Raw genomic sequence first — 24,084 nt, forward strand, 5'->3', positions numbered from 1 at the left:
AAGGAGAGGTAAATATGAACTTAGAAAACAGTATTAAAGATGTCATTACTAAAAAGTTAGAAGAAGGATTCGTTGAGAAGCTAATTGCAGAGCAATTAGAAAATGGTGTGAAAAATGCACTTAAAGATTTGCTTGGTACTTATGGTGACGTAACAAAGGTAATTGAAAAGCAAGTTAAATCTGTGATGATTCCTTATCTCGAAAGCTATGATTATAGCCGATACATCACAAAATTAGATTCTGTATTAGTTGACGTATTAAAAAGTTCAGCATTGGAAAATAAAAAACTTCTTGATAACTTCAAAAAATTGATGATTCCAGAGGAAGACAAAGACATAAAAGTGACAGAACTATTTGAACGTTGGAAGAAATATGTTGCAAAATATGTAGAAACGAATGGTCTTGAAGTTTGTTATAACGATGAGCCAACTTACGAAAACGTAGAAGTAAGAATGGAAATCGACTATAACAACGAAAGATCATGGAGCGAAATTGAACGAGCAGTATTGGTATTTGAGTGTGACCATGATGAAGATATGAATTTTGAAATTAATATTCATCGATGGAAAAAAATCAAAAAAGAAAAATGGATAATTGATTATGATTCTATTCATGACTTAAATTCATTAAGAAATTTAGGTGAATTTGAAATTCTGTTGATGAAATTAAAGCAAAATTACACAAGTCTTATTATTGATTCTGATTATGAAACGGACGAAGTGAAGCCTAAAAATAAGCCTGAGCCTACATGGGAATAGTGCGCACTTCGACCAGAAAGGATGTTAATTATGAAAACGGTATATATTGTCCAAGAAAAAGAAACAAAGGAAATTATTTTAGTAACAACAAAAAAAGGAAAAGCATTGTCTTATCTTGATGAAGGTCATACTGTGAGCGGTTTTGAACTAGAAGATTGATAAATGATATGTACTAAGAGAGAAGGTGAAATAGTTGAGTATTAATAATGGTTTATTTACTAGTAATACAGATTTATGGGCTACTCCACAAGATTTTTTCGACAAGATGAATGACGAATTTCATTTTGAATTAGATGTATGCGCTAATTCTGAAAATCATAAGTGTGATCAGTATTTTACCGAGGAAACGGATGGATTAAAACAGGAATGGAAAGGTGTTTGTTGGATGAATCCACCTTATGGTAGAGAAATAGGTAAATGGGTGAAAAAAGCTTACGAATCATCTTTGAAAGGCGCTACAGTCGTATGTTTACTTCCTGCAAGAACAGACACAAAGTGGTGGCACGAATACTGTATGAAAGGTGAAATTAGACTTGTTAAAGGTCGTTTAAAGTTTGGATACAGTAAAAATTCAGCACCGTTTCCGAGTGCGATTGTTATATTTGGAAAACAAGCAAAAGTAAATACAGTAATTGCGATTTAGTTATGTCGCATTTCGACCAGATCGGAGGTTTGAGAATGACAAGATCACCATTAATTTGGTTTGGAGGAAAGTCAAGAGTAGCCAGTCATATTATAAGTAAAATGCCACCACATGATTGTTATGTAGAGCTTTTTGGAGGTGCTGCTCATGTAATTGCTCAAAAGGCTCCAATCACAAATGAAGTGTATAACGATATTGACGATGTTGTTGTTAACTTTTTATTAGTTGCTCGAGTTGAACCTGAAAAATTAACTAAAGCTTGCGAATCATTACCGTATAGCCGAGCTTTATATGAAAAATGGAAACGTGAGCCGTGGCCACAAGATGAATTTGAATGTGCAGTTAGATTTTTTTATATCAATCGTTCTGGAATCGCTAAAGGAAATGCAGACTATAACACTGGATGGCGACATAGCAGGGAACATAACACAGCTAGAACATATCAATCTGCTTGTCAGCTGATAGAAAGTTTTGCAAAACGAATGAGTACAGTGATGATTGATAATCGTGATTTTCGAGAGATTGTAAGAGTGTATGATTCGCCAACAACATTGTTTTATGTTGACCCGCCTTATATTGACAGAGAAAAGCGTTATAAGCTCACAGAAGAAGATAAAAAGAATCCGTTGCAATTACATTATGATTTAGCAGAATTACTTCATAAGGTGCAAGGAAATGTTATTTTATCTTATTACGAGCATCCACTTTTAAATCAATTGTACTCGAGCTGGAACAAAGAGACATTCAAAGCGGTAAGGCAAGTAGTTAACGGCCACAATAATTCATCAGAAGAAATGTTGTTAATGAACTATGAAATTAAGCAACTTAGCTTGTTCTAATGCTGCACATTTCGACCATAAGAGCCACTGGATCAATATTTCGAAGGAGTGAATAAACATTGAGTAAAGAAGGAAAATGGCTTATTAATTGGAATGAAGATGGAATCTGGAACAGTTTAGATGAATTTGAGACAAAAGAAGATGCTATCTCTTATGGAAAAGCCAACTTTGAAGAGATATTTGAAGATGAAATCGGAACTGAGTTTGACAGTGAAATCGAAAATAAAGTATTTTATGTCGGTCAAATCACTTGTTTTTCACCTGGTATTAATGCTGAACATGTTTTAGAACAAATTGCTGAACATGCTTATGATGAGGTAGGAGAAGTTGCAGAAAGCTATTTAGAAAATGTTAGTAAGGAAGATTGCAATATCTTAGAAGAAAGATTGAATAACGCTTTAAATGAATGGCTAAAGGAAACTAAAAACAAGCCTAACTTTTTCAAAATTGAAAAAATTGAAGAAATAAAATGAGGAGGCAAGTAACAAGATGATTGAAATAATCGCTATGCTTTCCATGCTAATTGACCACATCGGGGTTGTGTTTTTCCCCGATGATCCTTTTTTTAGAATCCTAGGTCGGCTTGCTTTCCCCCTGTACGCATGGGGAATCGTTCAAGGTTACTTTTATACTAGGAACATCAAAAACTATCAAAAACGGCTTCTGTGGCTTGCTGTGTTGTCTCAAATTCCATTTATGTTTTTATCATTATTCCGGTTGAACGTAATTTTTACATTTTTACTTTGTATTCTGATATTAAAGATTCTGGATAGCGATTACAGAGAAAAATATTCATTGATTATTATAATTGCTTTATTTACACAATTTTTTAGCGATTACGGAGCCTATGCCATCTTATTAGTTTTGATTTTTAAATTTTTCAAGGGATATAGCATTTTAGCAGCTCATTTGTGTCTTGATTTATTTTATCTTGTCATGTTCGGGTGGTGGTTGCAGCCATTTAGTGTTATTGCGACTTTGATTATTTTAAATAGGGACAAGCTAAAAAAAATCAAAGTGAATAGATTGTTTTACAGATCATTCTATCCAGCTCATTTAGCGTTATTAGTTTTAATTCAATTATTTTTTAAAGGGGGACTGTAAGTGGCTTTTCTATCGTTTGTAAGGTCAAGGGACAATGAATATGTTTATCTAACAGAATACTGCGGATACAAGGATCATTCAACTAAGAAAACAGTACATATATATCCTTTAGGAAAAAAAGTAGAAGCGGTTTTCACTTTGCAAGCCTGGTATTTAAATTATGATAATTTTCCTAATGAATTAAAGCAAAAAGGGTATAAGAAAGAGGATATAAAAAAATGGATTCAATATTTAAAACAAAAGAAAAAAAATATACACCCATCCATGACAAATATATAATTATATATTTGTTTTTTTGTTCACATACGTATCGCGTTTTAATGATATATTTATATCTATTTTAATTAACGCGCGATAAGGTTTGAAAGAACATTCCTTATACTTTTTGAGCGAATTATAATTTCGTAATTTCGATGATATATCTCATATCAACCCCTTTAAAAAAATGATGTTTCAAATTTTTGTTTTTCAAAAAAAAATAATTTTTGAAAAACGATTTTTTGAAAAAAAAGTTATATATGGATTTATGCCAAATTTTTTTTGGCACTTTCAGAAAATTCGAAGTAATTATACACTAAAACAAAATATACGTTCTCATAAAGCAGGTGAAAAACATGCAAGATGAGGAAACAACTATAGAAATGCCTGGTACTGTAACTGTCGATAAAATCGAGAAGCCAGTGAAAATCGAAAATATTGAGAATGGTTCGATAATCATTCAGAATCCAGATGACCAACCTTTAACTATAGATAATTTCAATAAACAACCATTGAAGGTTCAAGAGGTTAATAAAACGATAACTGTTTTCAAAACCGAACATGGAAAAATAAATGTAATACATGAAATGACGTTAGGTGACGTTGTTACTTCAACTCTTTTACTATTAGTACTGATTTTCTTCGTTATCGAAAGATTCATAAGGAGGTAAAAAACTGTGGATGATACAGAAATTCAAGAAATCCCTGCCTCTTTTGATGAAAATATAGACTTAACTGATGATGCTGTTGAGAAATCACAAGAAATGCTAGATGCAATTGACCAGCTTTTATCACAATATGAAATACTGGCTGGTAGTCCTAAAGATGTTTTGTTTACTTATATAGTAATAATTTTAGCTTGTATTGTTATATTTCCACTTGCGCTAATGATTGTAAATAGCATCGTTAAGGGGTTGTCAAGATGGAGATAAATACTGAAAATACTGAACAAGTTGACATTATAGATAGTGGGATAACTCACGATGTTGACTTTGATTCTTTAAATCCAATGTCTAAGCTATTAGATGAATATGAAAATATCAATATTATTGAGCCTTATATGCTACCTGATGAAGTTGGTGGTCTTGTTGCAGAGGCATTTAAAATCATTCTTGGTAATCCAGATGTGATTGTAACGCTAACAGCGTTTTCAATATTTATAGCTTTAAGTTTAACAACCATTGAAATTTACAGAAAGTTTCGTTAGGGGTGAATGACCAATGTATTTATTATCAGTTCCAGCAAATATGGGAAATGTTTTTGATTGGTCATTTTTCTGGGGAACTTTCGGATTTTTGATGGGAGTTGCGGGTCCTTTTGTTATGTTAAGTGTTGCTATTTCCGCAGTAGGTTTATTGATTTTCGTTATTGTAAGAGCTGTTAGAAATAAAAATTAGGGGGCGTTATGAATGCCCGAATTTCAGACGTTTTTTACTGGAGCAAGACTTGCAGATTTTTGGTATTACGTAAAATGGTTTTTGTTCTTAGTCGCGCCAATAGTCATGATTTTTATTGCAGCTGAAGTAGTTGGAAGAATAATAGGAGTCATCAAAAGTGCCTTTAGTAATGACAAAGACAAAGACGATGATGATTATGACGTTTATCGGTATTAACTAGCTGTTGATATCATTTTGATAGCAATAGCTAGTAATAATAAAAAAACAAAATTTTAAAATCTAGGGAGGAATTTTTCATGCCAATTTTAGGTGCAGCAATTGACTTTTCAGGAGTAACGATGCCGTTTAGTGCCAATGATTTATTGAACAGTTCAATGGGGTTAATCGGTCTTGTTGCAGCATTTGTTTTATTAGGTATTGCAATTGGATTTGCCCCACGTATTGTCAACTTTATCAAAGGTGCAATTCTTGGACGTAAGTCTGCTTAATACAGGATTGCGAACGAAAACAATTTAATTATTAGAAAAGAGGGCTAAAATTTGCTCTCTTTTTTACTATATTGACCGTGTGGTGAGTTAATTGATTAAAAAGCTGAGTTTTTTAATAACGTTGGTTGTTAGCTTAGTTTATATATTGAATCCCATGAAATCGTATGCGTGGGATTTAAGATTTACAGAATATGAGATACACAATGATAGATACAAAGTTTCACTAGATTTAACTCCAAGAACAGAAATCGCATATTTTAAAGCAAAATTAACAAAGAACGGTAACGTTATTTCAGATGATAAATATACAGTTCCTGGACAAAACTATCCTAATCTCTATATAGAGTGTAATGCAAACGTTACAGTTACTTTTCACAAGTCTAATGACACAGTAATAGCGACTTATAATTTTACTACCACGCAAATAGTAAATGAAGGGCCTAACTGTAGTCGTAATAGTGGTGAAAATCCACCACCTGGAGGAGATCCACCACCGGGAGGGGGTGGGGACGAAGTCGAAGATCCTTGCAGCGGTTATTTATCATTGATTAATCCCGAATGTCCTGATTATCAAGGTGGCGGAGGAAATCCACCACCGGATGGAGAAGACCCGCCGCCGGGTGGGGGAGATTATCCACCGCCAGACGATGGCGGAGATTTGCCACCATTATGCGATGGTTGTGCGGTATTCGAATGCCCAAAATGGGATGATTACATGGGGAAAATTGATGAAATAATTTCAGGCATTCCAACAATTGAACAGGCGATACGCAGACAAACGAGAGACATTGAAGATGCCATAATTAATCAAACGGAGACTTTTAGAAATGAAATTGTGGGAACCCCTCCAAGTTTGCCTGATGCGCCTGCTTTTCCAGACTTACCAGATACGTATGGATTTGAAAACGAATTTCCAGAATTTATTGAGAATCCTGATTTAACTGATGCTGGCTTTACATTAGATGACTTGGAAAGAGAGGCTCCTGAGATTCCGTTTAGGGACGATCCAACGGGTGGCTTTAACATCGTGAATCCGGTTGAGGCATTGCCGAAACCTCCGAAAAAATTTCCGATTCCTGGGGAAACAGACGCGGGGGAATGGGACAAAGGTAAACCGGAATCAGTGATACCAAAACCGCCAATTGTGGAGCTGCATCCATATATGCCGTATCCACCACAGCCTGATGTAGAACCAGTGGGGCCACCGACACCGGGAGGAGGGGGAGATGCACCAGTGCCTGGAAATGAGGGGCCTGATGCTTCGATGAAATATAAGACTCATCCGGAGAATCCGGATGGGGTGTAAAGGAAGTGAGAAGATGAAGAAATTAAGTGTAGTACTTGCTGCTGTACTGATGCTTGCTGTTATGCCAGTAGCAGCAAGCGCGAGTAATTATGGATTTAAGCAGGGGGATTATGTAAAGCTGAATGGGTATAGGTTTATTGTGCTGGATCCTGAGGCGGATTACATGTTTGCGGATTTTATGTTAGAAAATAGAGCCTTTGATACAAATAATAATACTAAATATAACCCAAGTAATAATAATAATATTGCAAACTATTTAAATAATACTTTTTTAAATAATTTAGGCGATTTATCAAATTACGTAAAAACTCATTCTTGGTTTATTGGTATTGAAAAAAACGAAAAATCTATAGTGGTTGACGCAAAAATCGGAATGGTTTCTTATTCTGAAGCAAATAAATATATAAGTTTGATAGGTCCATCTGTAAGAGATAAGGTTGCTATTTGGACTCTTACACCGAGGAGCGGTTTAACTTTCCCAGTTCTTTGGGTAGTAGGAATAAGTGGTGGGTTCCACGGTACTCAAGCTAACGGTACAAATGGTGTTCGTCCTACTTTTTATCTTGAAGCCGGATTATTTAAATCTGGCAAAGGTTCTTTGTCAAATCCATATGTTTTATCAACAGAACAAATAATTATTTTATCTGATATAAGAGATTTATCACTATTAAATACAACATATAAAGAAATAACCTTATCATGGAAAAATCCATCAGAGTCAAACTTTTCACATTTGAATATTTATCAAGACGGAAATTTAATAAAAGAAAACTTTACAAATGAAACATATACATTTAAAGATTTAAATCACTCACAGAAGTATAAATTTACAATAAAAGCCGTTGATGCAAAGGGAAATGAAACAGAAGGAATATCTATTGTAGTTTCAACAGACGATGTTCCACTTGTTCCAGAAGTTCAAAAACTAAATGCAACTACAAAACACGACAGAATCAACTTATCGTGGAAAAACCCTGAGAGTGAATTTTTCCATCATGTAAAAATTTACAGACGTACTGAACAAGTTCACACACCAACGGCAGTAAGTCAGTCAAGTAAGTTTGAGGAATTGTTAATTGGTAAAGTTGTTTTAGCTGCGGAAACAGGACCGGATTTTGACCCAATGTTTGAAACAAACGGCACGTTTTGGAATGACTTAACAGTTGAGCCATCTACAACATACGGTTATAAGTTAACGACCGAAAATATCGCAGGAGCTGAGTCTGAAGGTGTAATCATTCAGGCAACTACTTTAGCTGAGCCACTTCCGGAAATGGGAGGAGGAAAAATTGAGAAAGAAGAAAATGGTGACTTCAAGCTAACATGGACAAGCCCAACAAAAGGAAAGGTTAAGATTTTAGTAGATAACAAGGAATATAAAATTGTTGATGCTAGTTTGAAAGAATATGTAATTCCTGCTACTGATATGGTGTATGACTTTTTGGGCAAGCCAAAAGTGAAACTGGTTGCAATCGCTGAGGACGGAAAGGAAGGAAAGCCGTCAAATCCTCCTGTGAATAACGGAGGAGGCGGTGGATCTGTCGGTGTCAATATCCCTGACAGTTTTACCGCTAATGAACTTTTAAAAACAGTTATGGCACTAATTACATGGGTAGGACCATTTATATTATTAGCATTAGCAATTCGCTTTGCTCCTCGGATTATACGTTTTTTAAAAGGAGTACTAGCAAAGTATAAAGGGGGTAAGTATCGTCTATGAATACACAAATATTACAAGCGGTAATAGAAGTTGTATTTGGTAGTATTTTTGCATATTTGACTCCTGCTTTGTTTCTGCTAATGGTGGTGTTGTTTGGAGATAGGTTGGTTGGTTTGATTTATGATGCCGTTGTGAAACGCAGGTGGAATTGATGTTTTGGATGAGTTTAATGTTTGTTCCTGTGTTGGGGGCCGGGTTAATTAGCGACATGTTCAAACGTCTTTTTGATTTAATCTGGCAAGCTTTTGAATGGCTTGCTAGATTTATCAAGGCCGTGTTCCAAAAACTGATTGATATTTTAGTTGCTTTTTTTAGAACAATCTACATGCTAATTGAAGGGATTTTTTACTTTTTATATAAAATAGGTGTCGTTGCGGTTAAGATATTTGCAATATTTTTTGAACTTGGAAAATTAATTGTAGCTATTTTTGTTGGATTTGCAAAAACGTTAGCAAGTTTGTTTTATGTATCTAGTTCTAGTGGTGGAAATGGATACAGTGACATGCTAGGAAAGCTTGTAACGGTTGCAACGACAAATTTACAGCTTAATGTCATTGCTTATGTATTGTTGTTTTTAATTTGGTTCGTGTGGGTCATAACAGCAATGAAGTTAATTTCCTCTATTAGAGTGGGAGGAGATTGATTTGTATAAAAAAACAATTGCTTTGGTATTAATTTTATTTTTAACCGTGACTTCTTTGACAGCATCGGCGGATTTAAACTATTTTGCTGTCGGTAATGGATCAAGGGCTAGTGTTCAAGATGCAAGTGGTATAAATAAAGTTAGTTTTATAGCAAATTCTAACGATACAACAATCGACGTTTACACAAATGGAATTAAACATAGCACGGAAATCGCTTCTAGTGACAGTACTAAATCATTATCATTTTCGGGAAATAGTACTAAATCTGTAGAACTGGAGATAAAAAGCGGTGGAAACCAAACAATGGTTTGGTATACATCGGCTGAATACGGTGACGGATCAAAAGAATATTTTTCAACACCTAGTTTGCCACCGCCAAATCCTGACCCGCCACCAGTCAAAAAGAATGCATGTGGAAATCCGCGCTGGGATAATCCTATTAAAAATTGGGTTGACGATATTTTTTGTCCTGTTATCACTTTTTTGGATTTAGCAAAGAAAAAGCTTGCGGATGTAAGATTAGTAACAGCACAGGGTTTGAACATTGGACAGTATTTTAAAATATTTGGAGATTTGCCCGCGAGTTGGCAATTGGTCATTACAAGTTTACTACTAATGATCACAACGCTTGGAGGTCTGTTGATATTTAGATCAGCCATGAGAATTTATTACGCAATAAAAGAAGGAGTGAAATGGTGGTGAGGACATGGAAGATGTTTTTATGTACATGTATTTGTTCGGACTAGGGATTTCGCTTGGGATTGGAACAACAGTCTTTATCGGCTGGCAGCTCGTTAAGCGAAGTAAAAGAAAAGCGATGAAAAATAAATCTATTGTGTGAGGTGTAGTACATGTTTTTTAATCGTAAGAAAAAAGATGAAATCTTTCCTGAGACAAATGATATTCTCATAATTTTTGACGATGAGAAAAAGACTAGCGAGATTCATAGGATTAATGAATTTACGGAAGAAAGTGCTATTGTAACAGGTAAATATAATGTGCCAATTCTAGATTGTGAAATTACAAACAGCGATGAGGGCCGGAATTTCTTTTACAGGGCACCGTCGCAAATGGTGGAAGAAACGAAACGACTTGCACAATTAGAAAAATCAATTGTCTTGACTCAAATTACAAATTATAAACCTGTCGAAGATACGCAAAAAGGAGATTTAACAAAACTATTTTTAATCATCACAATCATGTTAGCATTTATTGTTTTTGGAATATCAAGTTGCTCAGGAGGAGCTTAATCATGAATAAAAACATAGACCAAAGACTATTTCCAAGTTCCGAAGTGGAACTAAATTTTAAATTTAAAAAAGAACAAATGGTCGGATATTTGCTCTTTGAGATTAAGGGAATTGTGGATTCAATGGAAGACTTTGCTAGATACGAGGACGTATTTGAACATCCAACACTTGATCGTTTAAAAAATAAAGTTAATGCAGCGGTTGAATGTTTTATAAGTGCCGGAGAAATCGATTCTAACGAAATTAACTTTGAAAAGTAAAGGGGTTGTACAGTTAAATGCAAAATTCAAACGCTGATAAACTCCAATCAGTTATAACAGATAATTTATTTCCAGAAGTGCAGCATATTTCAGATGTAAAGCAAGTACTAGAAGAAATGAAAACAAAAGCGCAGGAGCTACGATCTGAGCAAATTCGGGCGATCCTCCTGCTGAGACAAATGGGAGAAAACAAATATTTGCATGGTGATAAAAATCCGTATGACGGCATCATCAAATTTATCATGGAAGGTAAAGTTCTCGTTGCTGAACCGGGATTCTATATTGACGTAATTGAAGCGTTAATTCCAAAACCGCCTAAGCCTATTATTATGGCTGAGAAGATGGAGAAAGGGGGCAAACGGTAATGCCTTTTCACGTATTTGTACAAGGTGGTCTAGGAACTGGAAAAACATTTTTAATGACACTACTCGCACATCATTGGAGAGAACGAGTTAGACAGCAAGGTGGAGAAATAAAACTTTTTAGTAATTACGAGATGAAAGATGCTCACCAAATGGATCACTATACAGACTGGTACGAAGTGGCAAAAGCGCAAGGTAGTATTTGCTGCTGGGATGAAGCACAAATGGCCTTTGACAGTAGACAAGCATTAAAAGCAACACAAGTTTATGCCACTCAATTATTAATGTTCGTCCGGAAAATGAAAAGTGTACAGTTTTATGCAAGTCCCTCGATATTGAATGTTGATTCGCGTATTAGGCAAGTGGTCGAAGTGCTTATAAACGCAAGGAGTAATGGTAAAAAAGGAATAGCATTTGATTTTTACGACTATCAAGCGAAGCAATTCGGGGCAAACGGCAAGTACTTGCATACACAATTTATACCTCAATGGAAAGTAAATAAAATCTTTCAGCTTGAATTGTATGATTCGTATGCAATGGTGCAAGGTTTTCCACTGCCGGAAACACCTAGACAGGCTAAAGATTTTTTTGAAAAACTTGAAGAAATTCATAATCAAGCCCGTGGGAAAGTTATTTATGAAGCAAGAATGGATGAAAAAAACGAGGTGTCGGTAATATGATGAACATTTCTGTTGTTCCTAAAAAGTTTTCAGAGAACGATCCTCGTAGTTTACCGTATCATTTTCCAAACTTTCCGATTGTTAAATATGCAAAAATTATGAATGAATACAACTACTATTATGCTCTAAAAGCAGCTGAAGAAGTTGCAAATAAAAACGGCTTTTTCTTGCTGCCTACCAGCTGCATGCACTGGCAGCGCAAGGCAAAATTTACTGAAATGAATCGTAAAATAAAAGTTGGGAACTACACATTTTTTATGATGCGTGAAAACGAATTAACTGAAAGTGAACGACAAAAACTAGAAAGATATTTAGAAGAATTAAACGAATCAGCGTAAAACGCATTTAAAGGCTTATAGTAAGATTTTTCAATGTTCTAGACCCTTTTTATTAATTTGTTTCGAAATAGCCCATAGAAGCGAAAATAAGAGGAGGTTTTTCCTGTGAAATTAACTTTATCAAGCGAAGAATTGGCTGTACTTTTTACTCATATAAGTTTAATGAAAAAAAGCATTAAAAAGGGCTTTAAAAAGACATATAAAGGTGATTGGGAAGAAAAATATACTGACTATTTATCTGTTATTAAAGTTTTAGAGGATTTAATGAAAAATGAAGAAATTGAACAGGACTTTTATGATATTAGCTTAGCAGCTGAAAAATTTACAATGCTGCATAGCTTTATAAATTTCTATGTGAATGAGCTTAACAAGAAAGAGAATAACAAGGATAAGTTAAAACACGAAACAATTAAACTTATGGCAATATTAGAAAGTATTCAGATGAAAACAAACAAATTGGCTGCTAGTTAATACAAAAATAAATTTAAAATTCGAATTGGAGTTTTTAAAATGATTGATTTTTCAGGTTTAACATTGTCGTTTAATGTGAATGAACTACTTAAAGCATCAATGAATTTAATCATGATTGTCAGCCCATTTGTACTTTTGGGAATTGCTTTAATGTTCTCTAAAGAAATTATGTTTTTTCTAAAGACTTTAGTGATTAGGGAACAATATAGAAAAGACTTTATGAAAAACGATTGGAAAACAGGTGAAAAAAAATGGACTAGAAGGGATAGCGTAAGTATGGCTTGGAATGCAAGCAAATATAAAAGGTTTGGGAGAAGATAAACAAAAAAATAACGAAAGCCAGAATAGATGTCTTTGGAGGTGTATTATGAAAAAATGGAAAGAACGAATCAAATTTTTATTTAATTTTGATGAGCTTCGTTTTGTCTTTGATAAAATTATCTTGATGTTGTATTTTTTATTTGGTGGGGCTGTAGGCGGTTTAACAACCATCTTTACTTTAAAAGATGTATTAAACATCAATATTGATGAAAAATTTATTGCATTTACAATTGACGCTGTAGTAAGTTCATCGGTTCAAATATATATTATATTAGCATTTACAATGCTTGCTATTGTGTTAATATTCAGAGTGCTATTTTTAGGAATCGGAAAATTAATTGAATCAATGATTAATAAAAAACAAGTAAAAGAGGATGCTAGTTTATAGCAGCCTCTTTTCTTTCGTTTAAATATCTGTAAAACGTGGTTTTCCCGATTCCAGTAGCTTCAGATATTTCTTTAATAGAATATTCTTTACTATCGTACATTCTGTATGCCATTTCAAGTTTTTTAGGACTCTTTTTAGGTCGCCCACCATTCCTTCCTCTAGCTCTTGCAGCTTCCAGACCGCTTTTTGTACGCTCACTGATAATATCTCTATCTAATTCGGCAATACTAGCCATTATTTTAAAAATAAATTTACCCATAGCCGTTGAAGTATCAATATTTTCGTGTATTGATACAAAGTCAATTTGGTTTTGCTGAAAATATTCCATCAACTCTATTAAATGTTTCGTGCTTCTACTTATGCGATCCAACTTATAAACTACAACTTTGTCACCAGGTCGAAGGTAGTTAAACATTTCCTCCAGCTGGGGGCGATCTTTGCGCGTTCCTGTTATCTTTTCTTCGAAAATTCGCCAACATCCGTACTTTTCTAGTGCATCGATCTGCATTTCTAGTTTTTGGTCTTGGGTGCTAACGCGGGCATAGCCGAAAATCATGTAATCACTCCTTTGTTAATAAATGTTGATATAGGGTTTTGATTAAATTCTCCAAAATATTTTTATCTATTGATTTATCAAATCCTTCAACTTCAACAAAACCATGCCATTCTATAATTCTTCTAATCTTATTCAAAGATAATGTAACCGAAACAATGGCAGAAATATCATCTTCATTGCTATTTGGATGAGTTCCGTAGTAATCTTCATCGCTTAAAACAACAAAATACGAACATGGAATACAAACACTATCATCATTCAAATAATCGGTCATTTCATATTGTTCCCTACCACATTTTATGCATTTCGCCAAAGTCATCATCTCCATTAATTAAGAATGAATGTTCTTATTTAATTATACCAAAAAGGGGTAATTGAAATCTATTAGGAACTTTGATTTGGTAAAGGTTTTTGGGCCTATTTTAAATTTGTTTTTCATTCTATATAACCAAATTTCTAAAAGTTTATAAAATGGTCGTTTACGGGAATAAAAATGCCCCTCTACTCGTTTGAGTGAGGGGTAATATTGTTATCTTTAAACGATTTTACAAAAAAGTTCTATTACTTGGTTTCTGTCGTTCCAATCTGGTGTATTTCCGTCAATCTGTTTAACAAAAACAGATGAATTATTTTCTGTTTGATACTCGTTAACAACTTCTTCGCCGTTGTCTGTATTGAAAGTCCAAGTTTTGTAGACATCTTCCAGTTTGTGTTGATGATGTTCTATATTTGTCATTCTAGCATTGTTTCCTACCCAGTTTTCAATTGTTTTGATAATATTCATTTCTCATTGCCCCTTTATTTTGTAATTTTGTAGTTGGTAATCGTTATTAAGCGGTTACTAGGTCATAACGTTTTTTAAATTCTTTAAATAAATCAAAGTCAAAGCAATGATTTCTATTTTCTATTCGTAAAAATCCTTCTGGTGAAATTTCGAATTTCTTGTTATTGATAATTGCATCAATAACTGCTGAAAATGTCGGACTACTGAAAAAAGATGTTTCGCAAAATTGATATTCGTAATAGTAGCCGATTGTTTTATAACTTTCTGTTCTCACAGCAAATTCGTAATCTGCATTTTGCTCAATTTTGTACATAGGACTTGATTTTTCAAGAGTGATAATAAGACCTAATTGTTTTATTAAACTTCTTGCATCTTTTTTGTTCATTTCTAAATTTTTAAACATTTCTCATTTCCCCTTTACTTTTTAATTAAAAATAGATATATTAGCTACATAATAGTCTTTACAAAGAGTATCTACTAGGGGATTGGAAGATTATTTTAATCTTTGTTTAAAGTCTTTAATGACTTTGAATATGCCCCGCCAGATACTCTTTTTTATTTTGTAGATTCGTAATGCTCTTTAAAGTAGTCTTGGCATTTCTTACAATAACTAGCACTCACTTTACTTTTAAACGGTGATATAGCAACATTCATTTCACCGCCGCACTGGGGACAAAGCCCTTTCTTTGCTCTCTTTTTGTACAAGCGGCGTTTGTTTTCACGCCACTTGCATTTGTCAGAGCAGTATTTTTGAAATGCTATCTTCGGTTCGAAACGGTTGTTGCAATCGCTGGCAGCGCAGATGATTTTAGTCATTAGAATCATCGCTTTTCGGCTCTTCTCCATATACTTCAATCATAGTTTTCGCGGTTACAAGCCAAGTCTTTCCTGATTTCCTTACCCCTGTGCGGCTTTTTAGTTTTCCACGGGTGATAGACTGGCGCACGAATCCAGGAGTAAGCCCCCATTTTTCTTCAGCTTCTTGAGTTGTCATAACTGCTTCTAATGTCCTGACATTCTCGTACTGAAGCTCATCTTTGATTTCGTTTAAAGTAGATCTAAGTTCATCAAGTACCCACTTCTCTGTTTCAATTGTTTGCTCAATATCTTTAATTCTTTTTTCGCTGTCGTAACCAGCTATCAATTCAGATGTAGCTTTCGCTACTTCGATTTGCTCTTTGTTCGCAGCGATTAATTTTTTATACTTATCAATTCTTTCTTCTAAAACACTTTCCCAAATATCCATTTTATCTCCTTTCAGGAGCGCTGTATGCGCTCTGTTTTTAATATTCTACTTTAAGTTCTTTTACAACAACGGTAGCCGGTAAGCCGACTTTGTTTAATTGTTCAAAAGTTCTTTCGCTTACTGAGATAGTAACAGCGTTAACTAATTTATCGACAGTTTCTTTTATTTTGTTCATGTCTTTCCCCACGATGAAAACCCAAGCTTTTTTGGATTTATCAAATTTAGCACCAATTTCTTTTAGTTTTTCTTTATCGTCGAAACTTTCTTCGACTACGATTTCTAAATTTTCGCTGTTGTAGTTGCTGATTGTTGTGTAATTGTTAGAGCGACGAGGCATTTCTTTCCACACTTTGATTACTATTTCTTTGCTCATTTCTGTTCGCCCTCCCTTTTTTTAATAATTTATCTTATACTCTTATTATACACGTTTTAGTGTAATTGTATACACGTTTTAATGTAATTTTCAAAATTTCTTTTCGACAAACAATGTCAAATAAAAAAAAGCCCGCATTTAGCGAGCTAACGTTTAAAATTATTTTTTTCAGGACCAAACCATTTTTCCATAGCAGCTGAGCTTATGGTCCATTCTTTATATTTTCCTTCTGGATGTTGAAAATATTTTAGTAATCCTTGTTCAATCATGGCTTCTGTTTGTTCCCAGGCTACAGGGAACGCTGGTTTAAGTTTATTTTTAATAGTTTCCTTCTTTACATTCCAACGGTAGGCTGCTTCCGCAACCGACATGTACTTATCTATTTCTTTATCCAATATCATTTCCCCCTGTATTTATAGTTAATTTCATTATAACTCATAAACCATAAAAGGTTGAGTTTGTTTAAATTTCTTTTCGTTTCCCCTCTGGATGCTATCAAAAAAATTAAGTAAATGAAAAAGAGAGGATTAAGATTCATCCTCTTGTTTTTTAAAACTAAAATATATAATTAAGGCAATAATATCTGCGACTAATAATAGGTTTATTTTCTCTATTATACTTTCATTTTTTTGAATAAAATCAGCTATTAGATATAATTTCATGTATAGTGCGAAAATAATAATGATTAATTCAAAAATCTTATATTTTTCTAAAAAATCGATCGCTTTGCTTGTTTTTTTTGATAGTGTTTCATTTTCATCACTGTCAAACTTAAAAAATATGGGTACTACAAAATTCCACATAAAGTAAGCAACTACAATAAATGATACATCCATAATAATCATTAAATATAAGTTCATTTTACATTACCCCATTTCTATATATTCAAAATTTTATAGGAGGGGGGGAACCCCTCTTATAATGTTACAATCTCATCCACTAAATCTTTGTATCGTCTTACAAATTTATTAAGGTGTGTCTCATAACAAAAATCATGACTTTCTTTTGTAATCACATCTTGTTTAACGTTGTATGCGCGATGGTTATCTTTCTTGTTTTTCTTCTTAAACCATTCCCAAATATCGCCTTGACAAGTGAATGTTACTTCCGATTTACCACACTCTAATTTTTGAATTATCATTGATACTGTGTTTTTCATTTTGATTACCACCTTTTTATTTGTTACCCTCATTATAAACCCTAAAAGGTTATTTGTAAACCCTTTAAGGTTAATTTTTAACAAATAAAAAAAACTGGTTTAGAGAGCTTTTTAAATGTCAAAATAATCTTCAGTTTTAACATATTTACGTTAAATACTTTTCTTTTCAAACAACCCCCTGTATTATGTTGTTAAGAACCCCTATGATATCAATGTTTAAAAAGGTTGCTTTATAAGATGCATGAAGATCCCCTCCATATGATCCCGCCTAATCTTCGAGAGGATTTTTACAAGCAATATGGCATCCGAATTGAAGGGAATCTTTCACCATTAAATATGATGAGGGTTGAAGAGGAGTATGGTGGGCGCATCGAAGATGTAATCGTTGAGAGAATCTTTTTTTCAGAAAATAAGCGGATTGGGATTGGGACATTTAGTCCATCCGATCCAAAATCACAGGATATTGCCGATTTAACAGGAAGCATCGACTTTTCCACGATTGCCGAATTCGGCTCTGAATCAGATCCACGCGCCTACCGTTTTGACGGCGAACTGAATAAAGCAAACCGTGGGATGATGGAATTCCAAGAGATGTTAAAATGTGATGAAAAGTTTCTATGGCATTTGCTCTCATTAACGCAAGAAGGGAATTTCAAAGCAGGCCGTTTTGCATTGATTAGTGCAGATGAATTAATTATCGCTCATACAAATGAAGCGGAATACCGCTCGTTTATCTCCAATAAGAAAAATGAAGCGTTGCACTCTCGAATTATCGTCATGCCTGTTCCTTACAACTTAAGCTATAGTGAGGAAGAGCGGATTTACGAGAAAATGATTAATGAAAGTGAAATGGCCCATGTTCATATTGCCCCGCATACTTTAAAAGTCGCTGCTATGTTTACAATTTTAACCCGTTTGAAGGATTCTAAAAAAGGTGGGATAGACCTTGTAAAGAAAATGAGGCTTTATGATGGAGAAATTATCGAAGGTTTTAATGATGTTGATGTTGAAGAAATGAGAAGAGAGCATGTGGATGAAGGAATGAAGGGGATTGACCCGCGCTATGTCATCAACCGCATCTCTTCAGCTATTATTCGCAAGGACGCCCCATCAATCAATGCATTGGACGTGTTACGCTCGTTGAAGGATGGTCTAGATCAGCATGCATCGATAACAAATGAAGATAGAGAACGATTCATGAATTTCATTTCTGTTGCCCGCAGGGAGTATGACGAAATTGCAAAGAAGGAAGTTCAAAAAGCGTTCGTATACTCATATGAGGAATCAGCTAAAACATTAATGGATAATTATCTCGATAATGTAGAGGCATTTTGTAATAAAAACAAGATTCGCGATCCATTAACTGGTGAAGAAATGAATCCAGATGAAAAATTAATGCGTTCAATTGAAGAGCAAATCGGAATCTCTGAAAATGCGAAAAAAGCATTCCGTGAAGAGATTCTTATCAGAATTTCAGCCTATGCCCGTAAAGGAAAGCGCTTTGACTACAATTCACACGAAAGACTCCGTGAAGCCATCCAGAAAAAGCTGTTTGCAGATTTAAAAGATATTGTAAAAATTACAACATCATCGAAAACACCGGATGAACAGCAGCTTAAGAAAATCAATGAAGTTGTCGCAACTTTGATTGATGAATATGGCTATAATTCAACATCGGCGAATGAACTGCTACGGTATGTGGGAAGCTTGTTAAATAGATAGAAAATGGAGAGATGAAAAAGCATCTGCGCTGGAGCGGATGCTTTTTGGTGTGGTGATATATTATAAAGTTCATAATTCATTCAATTATTTTGTAAATCGACTCACCAGAAGTGGAAAAAAGTACATTAAAATATATGTAAAATCATTGCTTTTATAAATAATGTAGGAAGGGGAATTGAAATGAAGATTTTAATAGTTTTTACTTCTTCTCATGGGACTACTGAAAAAGCAGCATATATACTGAGCACCCTTTTGGATGGGGAAGTAGATATAGTTGATTTACGTGTAAATGCATCTCAAGATGTAATGGTATATGATGCAGTTATTATTGGTGCATCTATACATGCAGGTTCTATTTCACGCAAAGTAAAACATTTTATAACAAAAAATCAGGACGAATTAGCTTCCAAAAAAATTGGCCTTTTCCTTTGCTGTATGTGGGAAGGAGAGGTTGCTCAAGAACAGTTTGAACAGTCATTTCCTAAACAGTTGCGGGATCTTTCGGTATCCAATGGACTATTTGGTGGTGAATTTATTTTCGAGAAGATGAATTTCATCGAAAAGCAGATTGTCAGAATAGTGAATGGTGCAACAGAAGATGTATCAAAGCTTGATGTTGAATCAATTAAGGTCTTTGCAAATAAATTTAATGCTGTTATCCCTTGTGGAGTTTAATTAATGTAGTGAGTCAGCTACATTTGGCTGTTTTTTTCCTTTACGATTTCCTTGATTAATTTCTTTGGTAACTTCATGTTGAAAAATCCTCCTTAGCAAAAATTATTTATCCTAATTCTTGCAAAGGAGGATGCACTTCAAACTTTTTTACACAACTTTTGCCGCACTGTCCATGAAATTTTTCATGCGCCTACTTTATTCCCAAAATTTCATTGAGTTTTTCTCAGCTTTACCGTAGTCATCAATGTTATCAATTTTCTCATAGAGTTGGTGAATTAAGTTTTCATCTTTTCCAAGTTTTAGTTGTGCAACACTCGAACTCCATCGTTGACCTCTATTGAAAGGACATACATACATGCAAACGCTACAATCTGTACCACATTCACTCCAGTATCGATAACATTTTTTTTGATCGATAACCCAGCGTAAATAATGATTAGCACCAGTTTCATCGATAGCGGTCTTTCCTTGCCCCCCTTTAGAAAGTGCTCCAGCTGGACATTGTCTAGCACATTTTTTACATGATTCACAAAATTCAATAATACCATAATTTTGCGGTTTATCTGTGCTCATTGGTAAATCTGTTATAATCTTTGCAATTCTGATTTTTGCTCCTAACTCTGGGTGGATTAGTTTTCCACTTCTACCCATTTCACCTAATCCAGCATCAATTGCTAAAGGGATACTTAATGCAGTACAGTTAATACTAGGGATTGCATTATAGCCAAGTGATTTAATAAATCCCGCAATATTCAATGTAAGGTTGGTTAAGTCTGCGTATGCTTTTACACTAGCAGCCCTAGCTAACATGGTTGGTGCATATTTTAATGATTCATTATCCATATCTATCAAGATGACAACGGCATATTTCATACTAGCAGGAATGATTCTTGTGCCATCTTCCAGTTTTGTAGGCTTTATAATATTCTCATATTCAGGATTTTCATCTGAAAATCGAAGTGGAAAACTCTCTTTTTTCTCATTATCATACCAATGGGAATACACCCATCTTCGATTAATTTCAGTTATGCCAACAGCACTTGCTCCAAATTTAATGGCAGCTTTTTTTACAATTGCTGCCATTTCCTCCTTAGAGGGTAATTCAACTTTTGGCTCCTCGGACTTTGCGTTTGACCAGGAATTAGCGGGTTGATCACATAGATTAAGTCCAAATTCTAGAGTCTGCAATTGGTTCATTATTCCTTGATAATAGGCATAATCGAATAAAGAATACCCAGCTTTCTTATTTTTTATATGTTCCTTCAATGATGAGGACATTTTCTTATCATTTTCAATCATTTCATCATTCCATAGAGCTCTAATTAATAAATTATTTTTTTGATCAAAGCGCTCGTATTCTTCATCAACTTCGTATATTTCAGTTAATGATTGGCTTTTATTGTTATTCATTTTATTCACCTCATATCCTAGGGATTTTTAAAAAGTAAAGAAGGTATAAGTTTGGCTGGCACTTTTCTAATTACCCTAGCATTTTGTAGCCCACTGTTGGAATCGTTTGAATAAAGCCCTTCTCACTTTCCTTAATAGGTACTTTTTTTCGTAATCTCGCAATGCAAACTCTCAAGTAGTGGGTTTCATTTATATAATCCTGCCCCCATATATGACTTAATAAGTATTCGTGAGTCAATACACAGTCCAGATTTTTGGCCAGCTCAACTAACAAATTAAATTCAGTTGGAGTAAGTGAAACTTTTTTATTCTCATACATTACTTGATAATTGGTTAGATGAATATATAAAGCTCCAACTTGAATGACCGGCTCATTTACAGCAATTGTACTTTTACTCCTCCTAAGGACAGCTTTTACTCTTGCGATAAGCTCATTAATATCAAAGGGTTTAATAATATAATCATCAGCCCCTAATTCAAGTCCTTGAATAACATCTTGAGAAGCCCCTTTTGCAGTTATGATAATGATGGGGACGTTAGAGTATTGTCTAATTTTTTCAATACATTGAAGTCCCGACATTTTCGGAAGCATTAAATCCATTAATATTAAATCAGGAAGATGCTCTTCATACGAATCTAAGGCTTCAAGACCGTCATGAGCTAAAAAAACAGTATATTTACTTGCAACTAAATTTGCACGAATAAACCTCATAATTTTATGATCATCTTCAACAACTAATATGCGTTCTGACAATTTCTCTTTCACCTTCTAACGATGGGTATTGAAAAATGAAAGCTACTTCCGTATCCTTCACAACTCTCTACCCAAATCTCACCATTGTGTGCAGTAATAAAACCTTTACAAATAGCTAGACCAAGCCCAAAGCCGGCGGTAGCATCATTTGGATTCTTTTGATAATATTTCTCGAATATTTTATCAAGATTTTCCTTTGGGATGCCTTTTCCATTATCTTTAACTGTAATTTGAATATGATGGTCAAAGCTCTGAATCTCTATATGAATGGAAATATTTCCTGAATTATGTTTAAAAGCATTGTCTATTAAATTAAAAACTACTTGTATGATTCTTTGCTCATCGATTTCTATTCGTTCTTTTTTCGTAAGCATATCGATTGAAATTTGGTTGAACTTTTCTTTGTAACGTTTTTTAAGTTGTGCAGTAAGGTTTCTCACAAAAACTTGAATTGTTAAGAGTGTTGAATCCAATCTTAATGCCCCTGCATAAATTTTGGAAAAGTCCAATAGTTTACCAATTAAATCGTTTAAACGATCTGACTCCTCATAAATATCCTCTAAAAATAATATTTGGTCCTCTCTCGGCCAAACGATATCAGTCCTTAATAAGGCACTCGCATTTCCTTTAATGCATGTTAAAGGCGTACGGAGTTCATGACTGACAGTTGCTATCAGGTCGTCCTTCAACCTATCCGATTCTTTATATCGAGTGAAATCACTTACAATAATTCCCCAAGTGAACGATGTATGAGATTTTTCTAAAGGGTATTTTTTAATGCGTAGATATTTATTTGATTTAGTTTCAATAAAAAAACGGTAATGGATAACTGAATCATTTTGTAAAGTATCTATTGCGAGCCTTGTGTTTAGCTTATCTTTAGATATTGTTATTAACTGATTGAAAAATTGATCAATATCATAATCTGTCCACGACTTCCTCGATTCAATTAAACTATTTAGTTTTCGATTCCAAAAAAATATACTTTGATTGTTTATAACCATTATCCCTTCTGCAAAGCTGTCAAGAATCATTAAAGAACTCTTTGATAGTCTTTTCGTGTTCGTATTGATTAACTCGTTATCGATTGCCAAGCCCACTTGATTCATAATGATTCTTAAAGAAGATAAATCTTCGTTAGATAGGATGGCATCCCTTTTACCAATTAGTATAAATGTGCACCTTATGTCTACATCATAGGAAAGGTGTAAAGAGGTGCTATAGTGATGACAGTCTTCCCCCCTATTAGAAGTAAGTATGTCATGCTTGAAGTTTCTAATTTTACGATTTGTATGAAAGCAAGCTGAGAATTTCTCTGATTCAAAGTAATTTTTGTACTTTTGAAAACGATTAGGGTGGCTACATGACAATACAAATGTCTCGTCTTTCGTATTTTTTATAAAAATAGCAGCCAAATCGAATTGTGAATCCTCGACAATTGTGATTAATGTCTCTTGGAGAATGCATGTGCAGCTTGGTGACATTGTGAGCATTTCTGAAAGTTGCTCAATCAGTTGTAGATTAAATTTGGACAACCAACTTCATCTCCTATTTTCCCTACGGTTAGTTCCTTTAAGCCTGTTTAAATCTTACAGGCAGGAATATTTCGGATTCTACTATTATCATATTAACATATTAGGTCTTAGCATAAACCCCATATGAATGAGTCTTTTATGAATTAATTTTCACAAATTCACCATTTTTTTTTAACATTTTTTTTATATTTATCACCCTTCTTTAACATTTTTTTAATGAATCATAAGATAATCTGATAATAAAGTAATTGTTTTATTACTTTTAAGATTTTATGAAGTATTTTGATTAGCAAAAGCTCTTTGTCGTTGGGAGGGGGTTCTTGATTAGTCGTTTAAAAAGGTACTTTTAAAATTACGAGTTGTATAGAGATGGAGGTGTGAATATGAATAAGACTTTTCAATGGATACTCTTTTTAGTAATTGGTGTCGTCTTAGGCTTTATGGGTTCTCTTTTATTTAATGGCGGAGAAAAAACATCTACGGAACCGCCGCTACAAACAGAAACTGCAACATCTACAAAACCAGCTGAACCGACTGAACCAACAGATACGGCTGGAAATAATGCTGATACGGAACAACCTAATTTAGCAGAGCATACAGATAATGTCTTATTTAAAAAAGGATGTATCGCATGCCATGCTGT

40 protein-coding genes are annotated in these 24,084 nt (G+C 34.1%); 28 read left to right on the top strand and 12 right to left on the bottom strand.

Annotated features, from left to right (window positions below; translation table 11 throughout):
* The first annotated feature begins 14 nt into the window (after positions 1 to 14).
* The 25 genes from GX497_03355 to GX497_03475 all read left to right on the top strand — a co-directional run bounded on the left by GX497_03355 (position 15) and on the right by GX497_03475 (position 13,227).
* Positions 15 to 758, top strand: coding sequence for a hypothetical protein (locus tag GX497_03355; GenBank protein ID HHY72258.1), 744 nt, complete (start codon positions 15 to 17; stop codon positions 756 to 758).
* A 199-nt stretch (positions 759 to 957) separates the two neighbouring features.
* Positions 958 to 1,401 carry an adenine methyltransferase gene (locus tag GX497_03360; protein HHY72259.1) on the top strand — a complete coding sequence of 148 codons (444 nt, stop codon included), beginning with the start codon at positions 958 to 960 and terminating at the stop codon, positions 1,399 to 1,401.
* A 35-nt stretch (positions 1,402 to 1,436) separates the two neighbouring features.
* Positions 1,437 to 2,240: a DNA adenine methylase gene (locus tag GX497_03365; protein ID HHY72260.1), complete on the top strand. Its 804-nt coding sequence runs from the start codon at positions 1,437 to 1,439 to the stop codon at positions 2,238 to 2,240.
* A gap of 59 nt (positions 2,241 to 2,299) precedes the next feature.
* Complete coding sequence (locus GX497_03370; protein HHY72261.1) at positions 2,300 to 2,713, top strand: hypothetical protein; 414 nt, start codon at positions 2,300 to 2,302, stop codon at positions 2,711 to 2,713.
* Between the two features lie 16 nt (positions 2,714 to 2,729).
* Positions 2,730 to 3,344 (top strand): conjugal transfer protein TraX, encoded by a 615-nt coding sequence (locus GX497_03375; GenBank protein HHY72262.1) that lies wholly within the window; start codon positions 2,730 to 2,732, stop codon positions 3,342 to 3,344.
* A complete protein-coding gene (locus GX497_03380) occupies positions 3,345 to 3,623 on the top strand; it encodes a hypothetical protein (GenBank protein ID HHY72263.1) in 279 nt (92 codons plus the stop codon).
* Positions 3,624 to 3,958: 335 nt separating this feature from the next.
* Positions 3,959 to 4,273: a hypothetical protein gene (locus GX497_03385; protein HHY72264.1), complete on the top strand. Its 315-nt coding sequence runs from the start codon at positions 3,959 to 3,961 to the stop codon at positions 4,271 to 4,273.
* A 6-nt stretch (positions 4,274 to 4,279) separates the two neighbouring features.
* Positions 4,280 to 4,534 (top strand): hypothetical protein, encoded by a 255-nt coding sequence (locus GX497_03390; GenBank protein HHY72265.1) that lies wholly within the window; start codon positions 4,280 to 4,282, stop codon positions 4,532 to 4,534.
* Positions 4,525 to 4,809 carry a hypothetical protein gene (locus GX497_03395; GenBank protein ID HHY72266.1) on the top strand — a complete coding sequence of 95 codons (285 nt, stop codon included), beginning with the start codon at positions 4,525 to 4,527 and terminating at the stop codon, positions 4,807 to 4,809. Before GX497_03390 ends, GX497_03395 begins: the two co-directional genes overlap by 10 nt.
* 13 nt (positions 4,810 to 4,822) lie before the next feature.
* A complete protein-coding gene (locus GX497_03400; GenBank protein HHY72267.1) occupies positions 4,823 to 4,999 on the top strand; it encodes a PTS ascorbate transporter subunit IIC in 177 nt (58 codons plus the stop codon).
* 12 nt (positions 5,000 to 5,011) lie between these two features.
* Complete coding sequence (locus tag GX497_03405; protein ID HHY72268.1) at positions 5,012 to 5,215, top strand: hypothetical protein; 204 nt, start codon at positions 5,012 to 5,014, stop codon at positions 5,213 to 5,215.
* An 80-nt stretch (positions 5,216 to 5,295) separates the two neighbouring features.
* Complete coding sequence (locus GX497_03410; GenBank protein ID HHY72269.1) at positions 5,296 to 5,487, top strand: hypothetical protein; 192 nt, start codon at positions 5,296 to 5,298, stop codon at positions 5,485 to 5,487.
* 91 nt (positions 5,488 to 5,578) lie between these two features.
* Positions 5,579 to 6,793 (top strand): hypothetical protein, encoded by a 1,215-nt coding sequence (locus tag GX497_03415; protein HHY72270.1) that lies wholly within the window; start codon positions 5,579 to 5,581, stop codon positions 6,791 to 6,793.
* Between the two features lie 13 nt (positions 6,794 to 6,806).
* Positions 6,807 to 8,513, top strand: coding sequence for a fibronectin type III domain-containing protein (locus GX497_03420; protein HHY72271.1), 1,707 nt, complete (start codon positions 6,807 to 6,809; stop codon positions 8,511 to 8,513).
* Entirely contained in the window at positions 8,510 to 8,665 is a 156-nt protein-coding gene (locus tag GX497_03425) for a hypothetical protein (protein ID HHY72272.1), read from the top strand. Before GX497_03420 ends, GX497_03425 begins: the two co-directional genes overlap by 4 nt.
* A complete protein-coding gene (locus GX497_03430) occupies positions 8,665 to 9,156 on the top strand; it encodes a hypothetical protein (protein ID HHY72273.1) in 492 nt (163 codons plus the stop codon). Before GX497_03425 ends, GX497_03430 begins: the two co-directional genes overlap by 1 nt.
* A 439-nt stretch (positions 9,157 to 9,595) precedes the next feature.
* The gene (locus tag GX497_03435; GenBank protein ID HHY72274.1) at positions 9,596 to 9,859 is read left to right on the top strand and encodes a hypothetical protein; all 264 of its coding nucleotides are present in this window, start codon (positions 9,596 to 9,598) and stop codon (positions 9,857 to 9,859) included.
* A 149-nt stretch (positions 9,860 to 10,008) separates the two neighbouring features.
* Positions 10,009 to 10,407 carry a hypothetical protein gene (locus tag GX497_03440; protein HHY72275.1) on the top strand — a complete coding sequence of 133 codons (399 nt, stop codon included), beginning with the start codon at positions 10,009 to 10,011 and terminating at the stop codon, positions 10,405 to 10,407.
* A 2-nt stretch (positions 10,408 to 10,409) separates the two neighbouring features.
* Positions 10,410 to 10,667 (top strand): hypothetical protein, encoded by a 258-nt coding sequence (locus tag GX497_03445; GenBank protein HHY72276.1) that lies wholly within the window; start codon positions 10,410 to 10,412, stop codon positions 10,665 to 10,667.
* Positions 10,668 to 10,684: 17 nt separating this feature from the next.
* Positions 10,685 to 11,032 carry a hypothetical protein gene (locus tag GX497_03450; protein ID HHY72277.1) on the top strand — a complete coding sequence of 116 codons (348 nt, stop codon included), beginning with the start codon at positions 10,685 to 10,687 and terminating at the stop codon, positions 11,030 to 11,032.
* Positions 11,032 to 11,709 (top strand): ATPase, encoded by a 678-nt coding sequence (locus GX497_03455; protein ID HHY72278.1) that lies wholly within the window; start codon positions 11,032 to 11,034, stop codon positions 11,707 to 11,709. Before GX497_03450 ends, GX497_03455 begins: the two co-directional genes overlap by 1 nt.
* Positions 11,706 to 12,047 carry a hypothetical protein gene (locus GX497_03460; GenBank protein HHY72279.1) on the top strand — a complete coding sequence of 114 codons (342 nt, stop codon included), beginning with the start codon at positions 11,706 to 11,708 and terminating at the stop codon, positions 12,045 to 12,047. Before GX497_03455 ends, GX497_03460 begins: the two co-directional genes overlap by 4 nt.
* 105 nt (positions 12,048 to 12,152) lie before the next feature.
* The gene (locus GX497_03465) at positions 12,153 to 12,518 is read left to right on the top strand and encodes a hypothetical protein (GenBank protein HHY72280.1); all 366 of its coding nucleotides are present in this window, start codon (positions 12,153 to 12,155) and stop codon (positions 12,516 to 12,518) included.
* 39 nt (positions 12,519 to 12,557) lie between these two features.
* Positions 12,558 to 12,839, top strand: a complete 282-nt coding sequence (locus GX497_03470; GenBank protein HHY72281.1) for a hypothetical protein — start codon at positions 12,558 to 12,560, stop codon at positions 12,837 to 12,839.
* Between the two features lie 46 nt (positions 12,840 to 12,885).
* Positions 12,886 to 13,227: a hypothetical protein gene (locus tag GX497_03475; GenBank protein ID HHY72282.1), complete on the top strand. Its 342-nt coding sequence runs from the start codon at positions 12,886 to 12,888 to the stop codon at positions 13,225 to 13,227.
* Here the strand turns inward: GX497_03475 and GX497_03480 are convergent.
* The 9 genes from GX497_03480 to GX497_03520 all read right to left on the bottom strand — a co-directional run bounded on the left by GX497_03480 (position 13,217) and on the right by GX497_03520 (position 17,345).
* On the bottom strand, positions 13,217 to 13,783 hold the full coding sequence (locus GX497_03480; protein ID HHY72283.1) for a recombinase family protein: 567 nt from the start codon (positions 13,781 to 13,783) through the stop codon (positions 13,217 to 13,219). The two genes, GX497_03475 and GX497_03480, sit on opposite strands and share 11 nt — an antisense overlap.
* A 4-nt stretch (positions 13,784 to 13,787) precedes the next feature.
* Complete coding sequence (locus GX497_03485) at positions 13,788 to 14,096, bottom strand: hypothetical protein (GenBank protein HHY72284.1); 309 nt, start codon at positions 14,094 to 14,096, stop codon at positions 13,788 to 13,790.
* Between the two features lie 222 nt (positions 14,097 to 14,318).
* Positions 14,319 to 14,567, bottom strand: coding sequence for a hypothetical protein (locus GX497_03490; protein ID HHY72285.1), 249 nt, complete (start codon positions 14,565 to 14,567; stop codon positions 14,319 to 14,321).
* Positions 14,568 to 14,613: 46 nt separating this feature from the next.
* Complete coding sequence (locus GX497_03495) at positions 14,614 to 14,970, bottom strand: hypothetical protein (protein ID HHY72286.1); 357 nt, start codon at positions 14,968 to 14,970, stop codon at positions 14,614 to 14,616.
* 405 nt (positions 14,971 to 15,375) lie between these two features.
* The gene (locus GX497_03500) at positions 15,376 to 15,561 is read right to left on the bottom strand and encodes a hypothetical protein (protein HHY72287.1); all 186 of its coding nucleotides are present in this window, start codon (positions 15,559 to 15,561) and stop codon (positions 15,376 to 15,378) included.
* Positions 15,562 to 15,850: 289 nt separating this feature from the next.
* Complete coding sequence (locus GX497_03505) at positions 15,851 to 16,186, bottom strand: hypothetical protein (GenBank protein HHY72288.1); 336 nt, start codon at positions 16,184 to 16,186, stop codon at positions 15,851 to 15,853.
* A 146-nt stretch (positions 16,187 to 16,332) separates the two neighbouring features.
* Positions 16,333 to 16,587, bottom strand: a complete 255-nt coding sequence (locus GX497_03510; protein HHY72289.1) for a DNA-binding protein — start codon at positions 16,585 to 16,587, stop codon at positions 16,333 to 16,335.
* 126 nt (positions 16,588 to 16,713) lie between these two features.
* On the bottom strand, positions 16,714 to 17,046 hold the full coding sequence (locus tag GX497_03515) for a hypothetical protein (GenBank protein HHY72290.1): 333 nt from the start codon (positions 17,044 to 17,046) through the stop codon (positions 16,714 to 16,716).
* A gap of 56 nt (positions 17,047 to 17,102) precedes the next feature.
* Positions 17,103 to 17,345: a hypothetical protein gene (locus tag GX497_03520; GenBank protein HHY72291.1), complete on the bottom strand. Its 243-nt coding sequence runs from the start codon at positions 17,343 to 17,345 to the stop codon at positions 17,103 to 17,105.
* A gap of 237 nt (positions 17,346 to 17,582) precedes the next feature.
* Between GX497_03520 and GX497_03525 the strand changes: the two genes are divergently transcribed.
* Entirely contained in the window at positions 17,583 to 19,067 is a 1,485-nt protein-coding gene (locus tag GX497_03525) for a protein prkA (GenBank protein ID HHY72292.1), read from the top strand.
* 180 nt (positions 19,068 to 19,247) lie between these two features.
* The gene (locus GX497_03530; protein HHY72293.1) at positions 19,248 to 19,742 is read left to right on the top strand and encodes a flavodoxin; all 495 of its coding nucleotides are present in this window, start codon (positions 19,248 to 19,250) and stop codon (positions 19,740 to 19,742) included.
* Positions 19,743 to 19,937: 195 nt separating this feature from the next.
* Here the strand turns inward: GX497_03530 and GX497_03535 are convergent, their stop codons facing one another.
* The 3 genes from GX497_03535 to GX497_03545 all read right to left on the bottom strand — a co-directional run bounded on the left by GX497_03535 (position 19,938) and on the right by GX497_03545 (position 23,441).
* Positions 19,938 to 21,152 (bottom strand): reductive dehalogenase, encoded by a 1,215-nt coding sequence (locus GX497_03535; protein HHY72294.1) that lies wholly within the window; start codon positions 21,150 to 21,152, stop codon positions 19,938 to 19,940.
* 70 nt (positions 21,153 to 21,222) lie between these two features.
* Positions 21,223 to 21,906 carry a response regulator transcription factor gene (locus tag GX497_03540; protein HHY72295.1) on the bottom strand — a complete coding sequence of 228 codons (684 nt, stop codon included), beginning with the start codon at positions 21,904 to 21,906 and terminating at the stop codon, positions 21,223 to 21,225.
* An 8-nt stretch (positions 21,907 to 21,914) separates the two neighbouring features.
* The gene (locus GX497_03545) at positions 21,915 to 23,441 is read right to left on the bottom strand and encodes a hypothetical protein (GenBank protein HHY72296.1); all 1,527 of its coding nucleotides are present in this window, start codon (positions 23,439 to 23,441) and stop codon (positions 21,915 to 21,917) included.
* A gap of 383 nt (positions 23,442 to 23,824) precedes the next feature.
* Here GX497_03545 and GX497_03550 point away from each other — a divergent pair.
* Positions 23,825 to 24,084: hypothetical protein (locus GX497_03550; protein ID HHY72297.1), on the top strand; the 260-nt coding region annotated here is incomplete at its 3' end.

Origin of the sequence: Bacillus sp. (in: firmicutes) (assembly GCA_012842745.1) — a bacterium.
Classification (GTDB): Bacteria; Bacillota; Bacilli; order Bacillales; family Bacillaceae_J; genus Schinkia.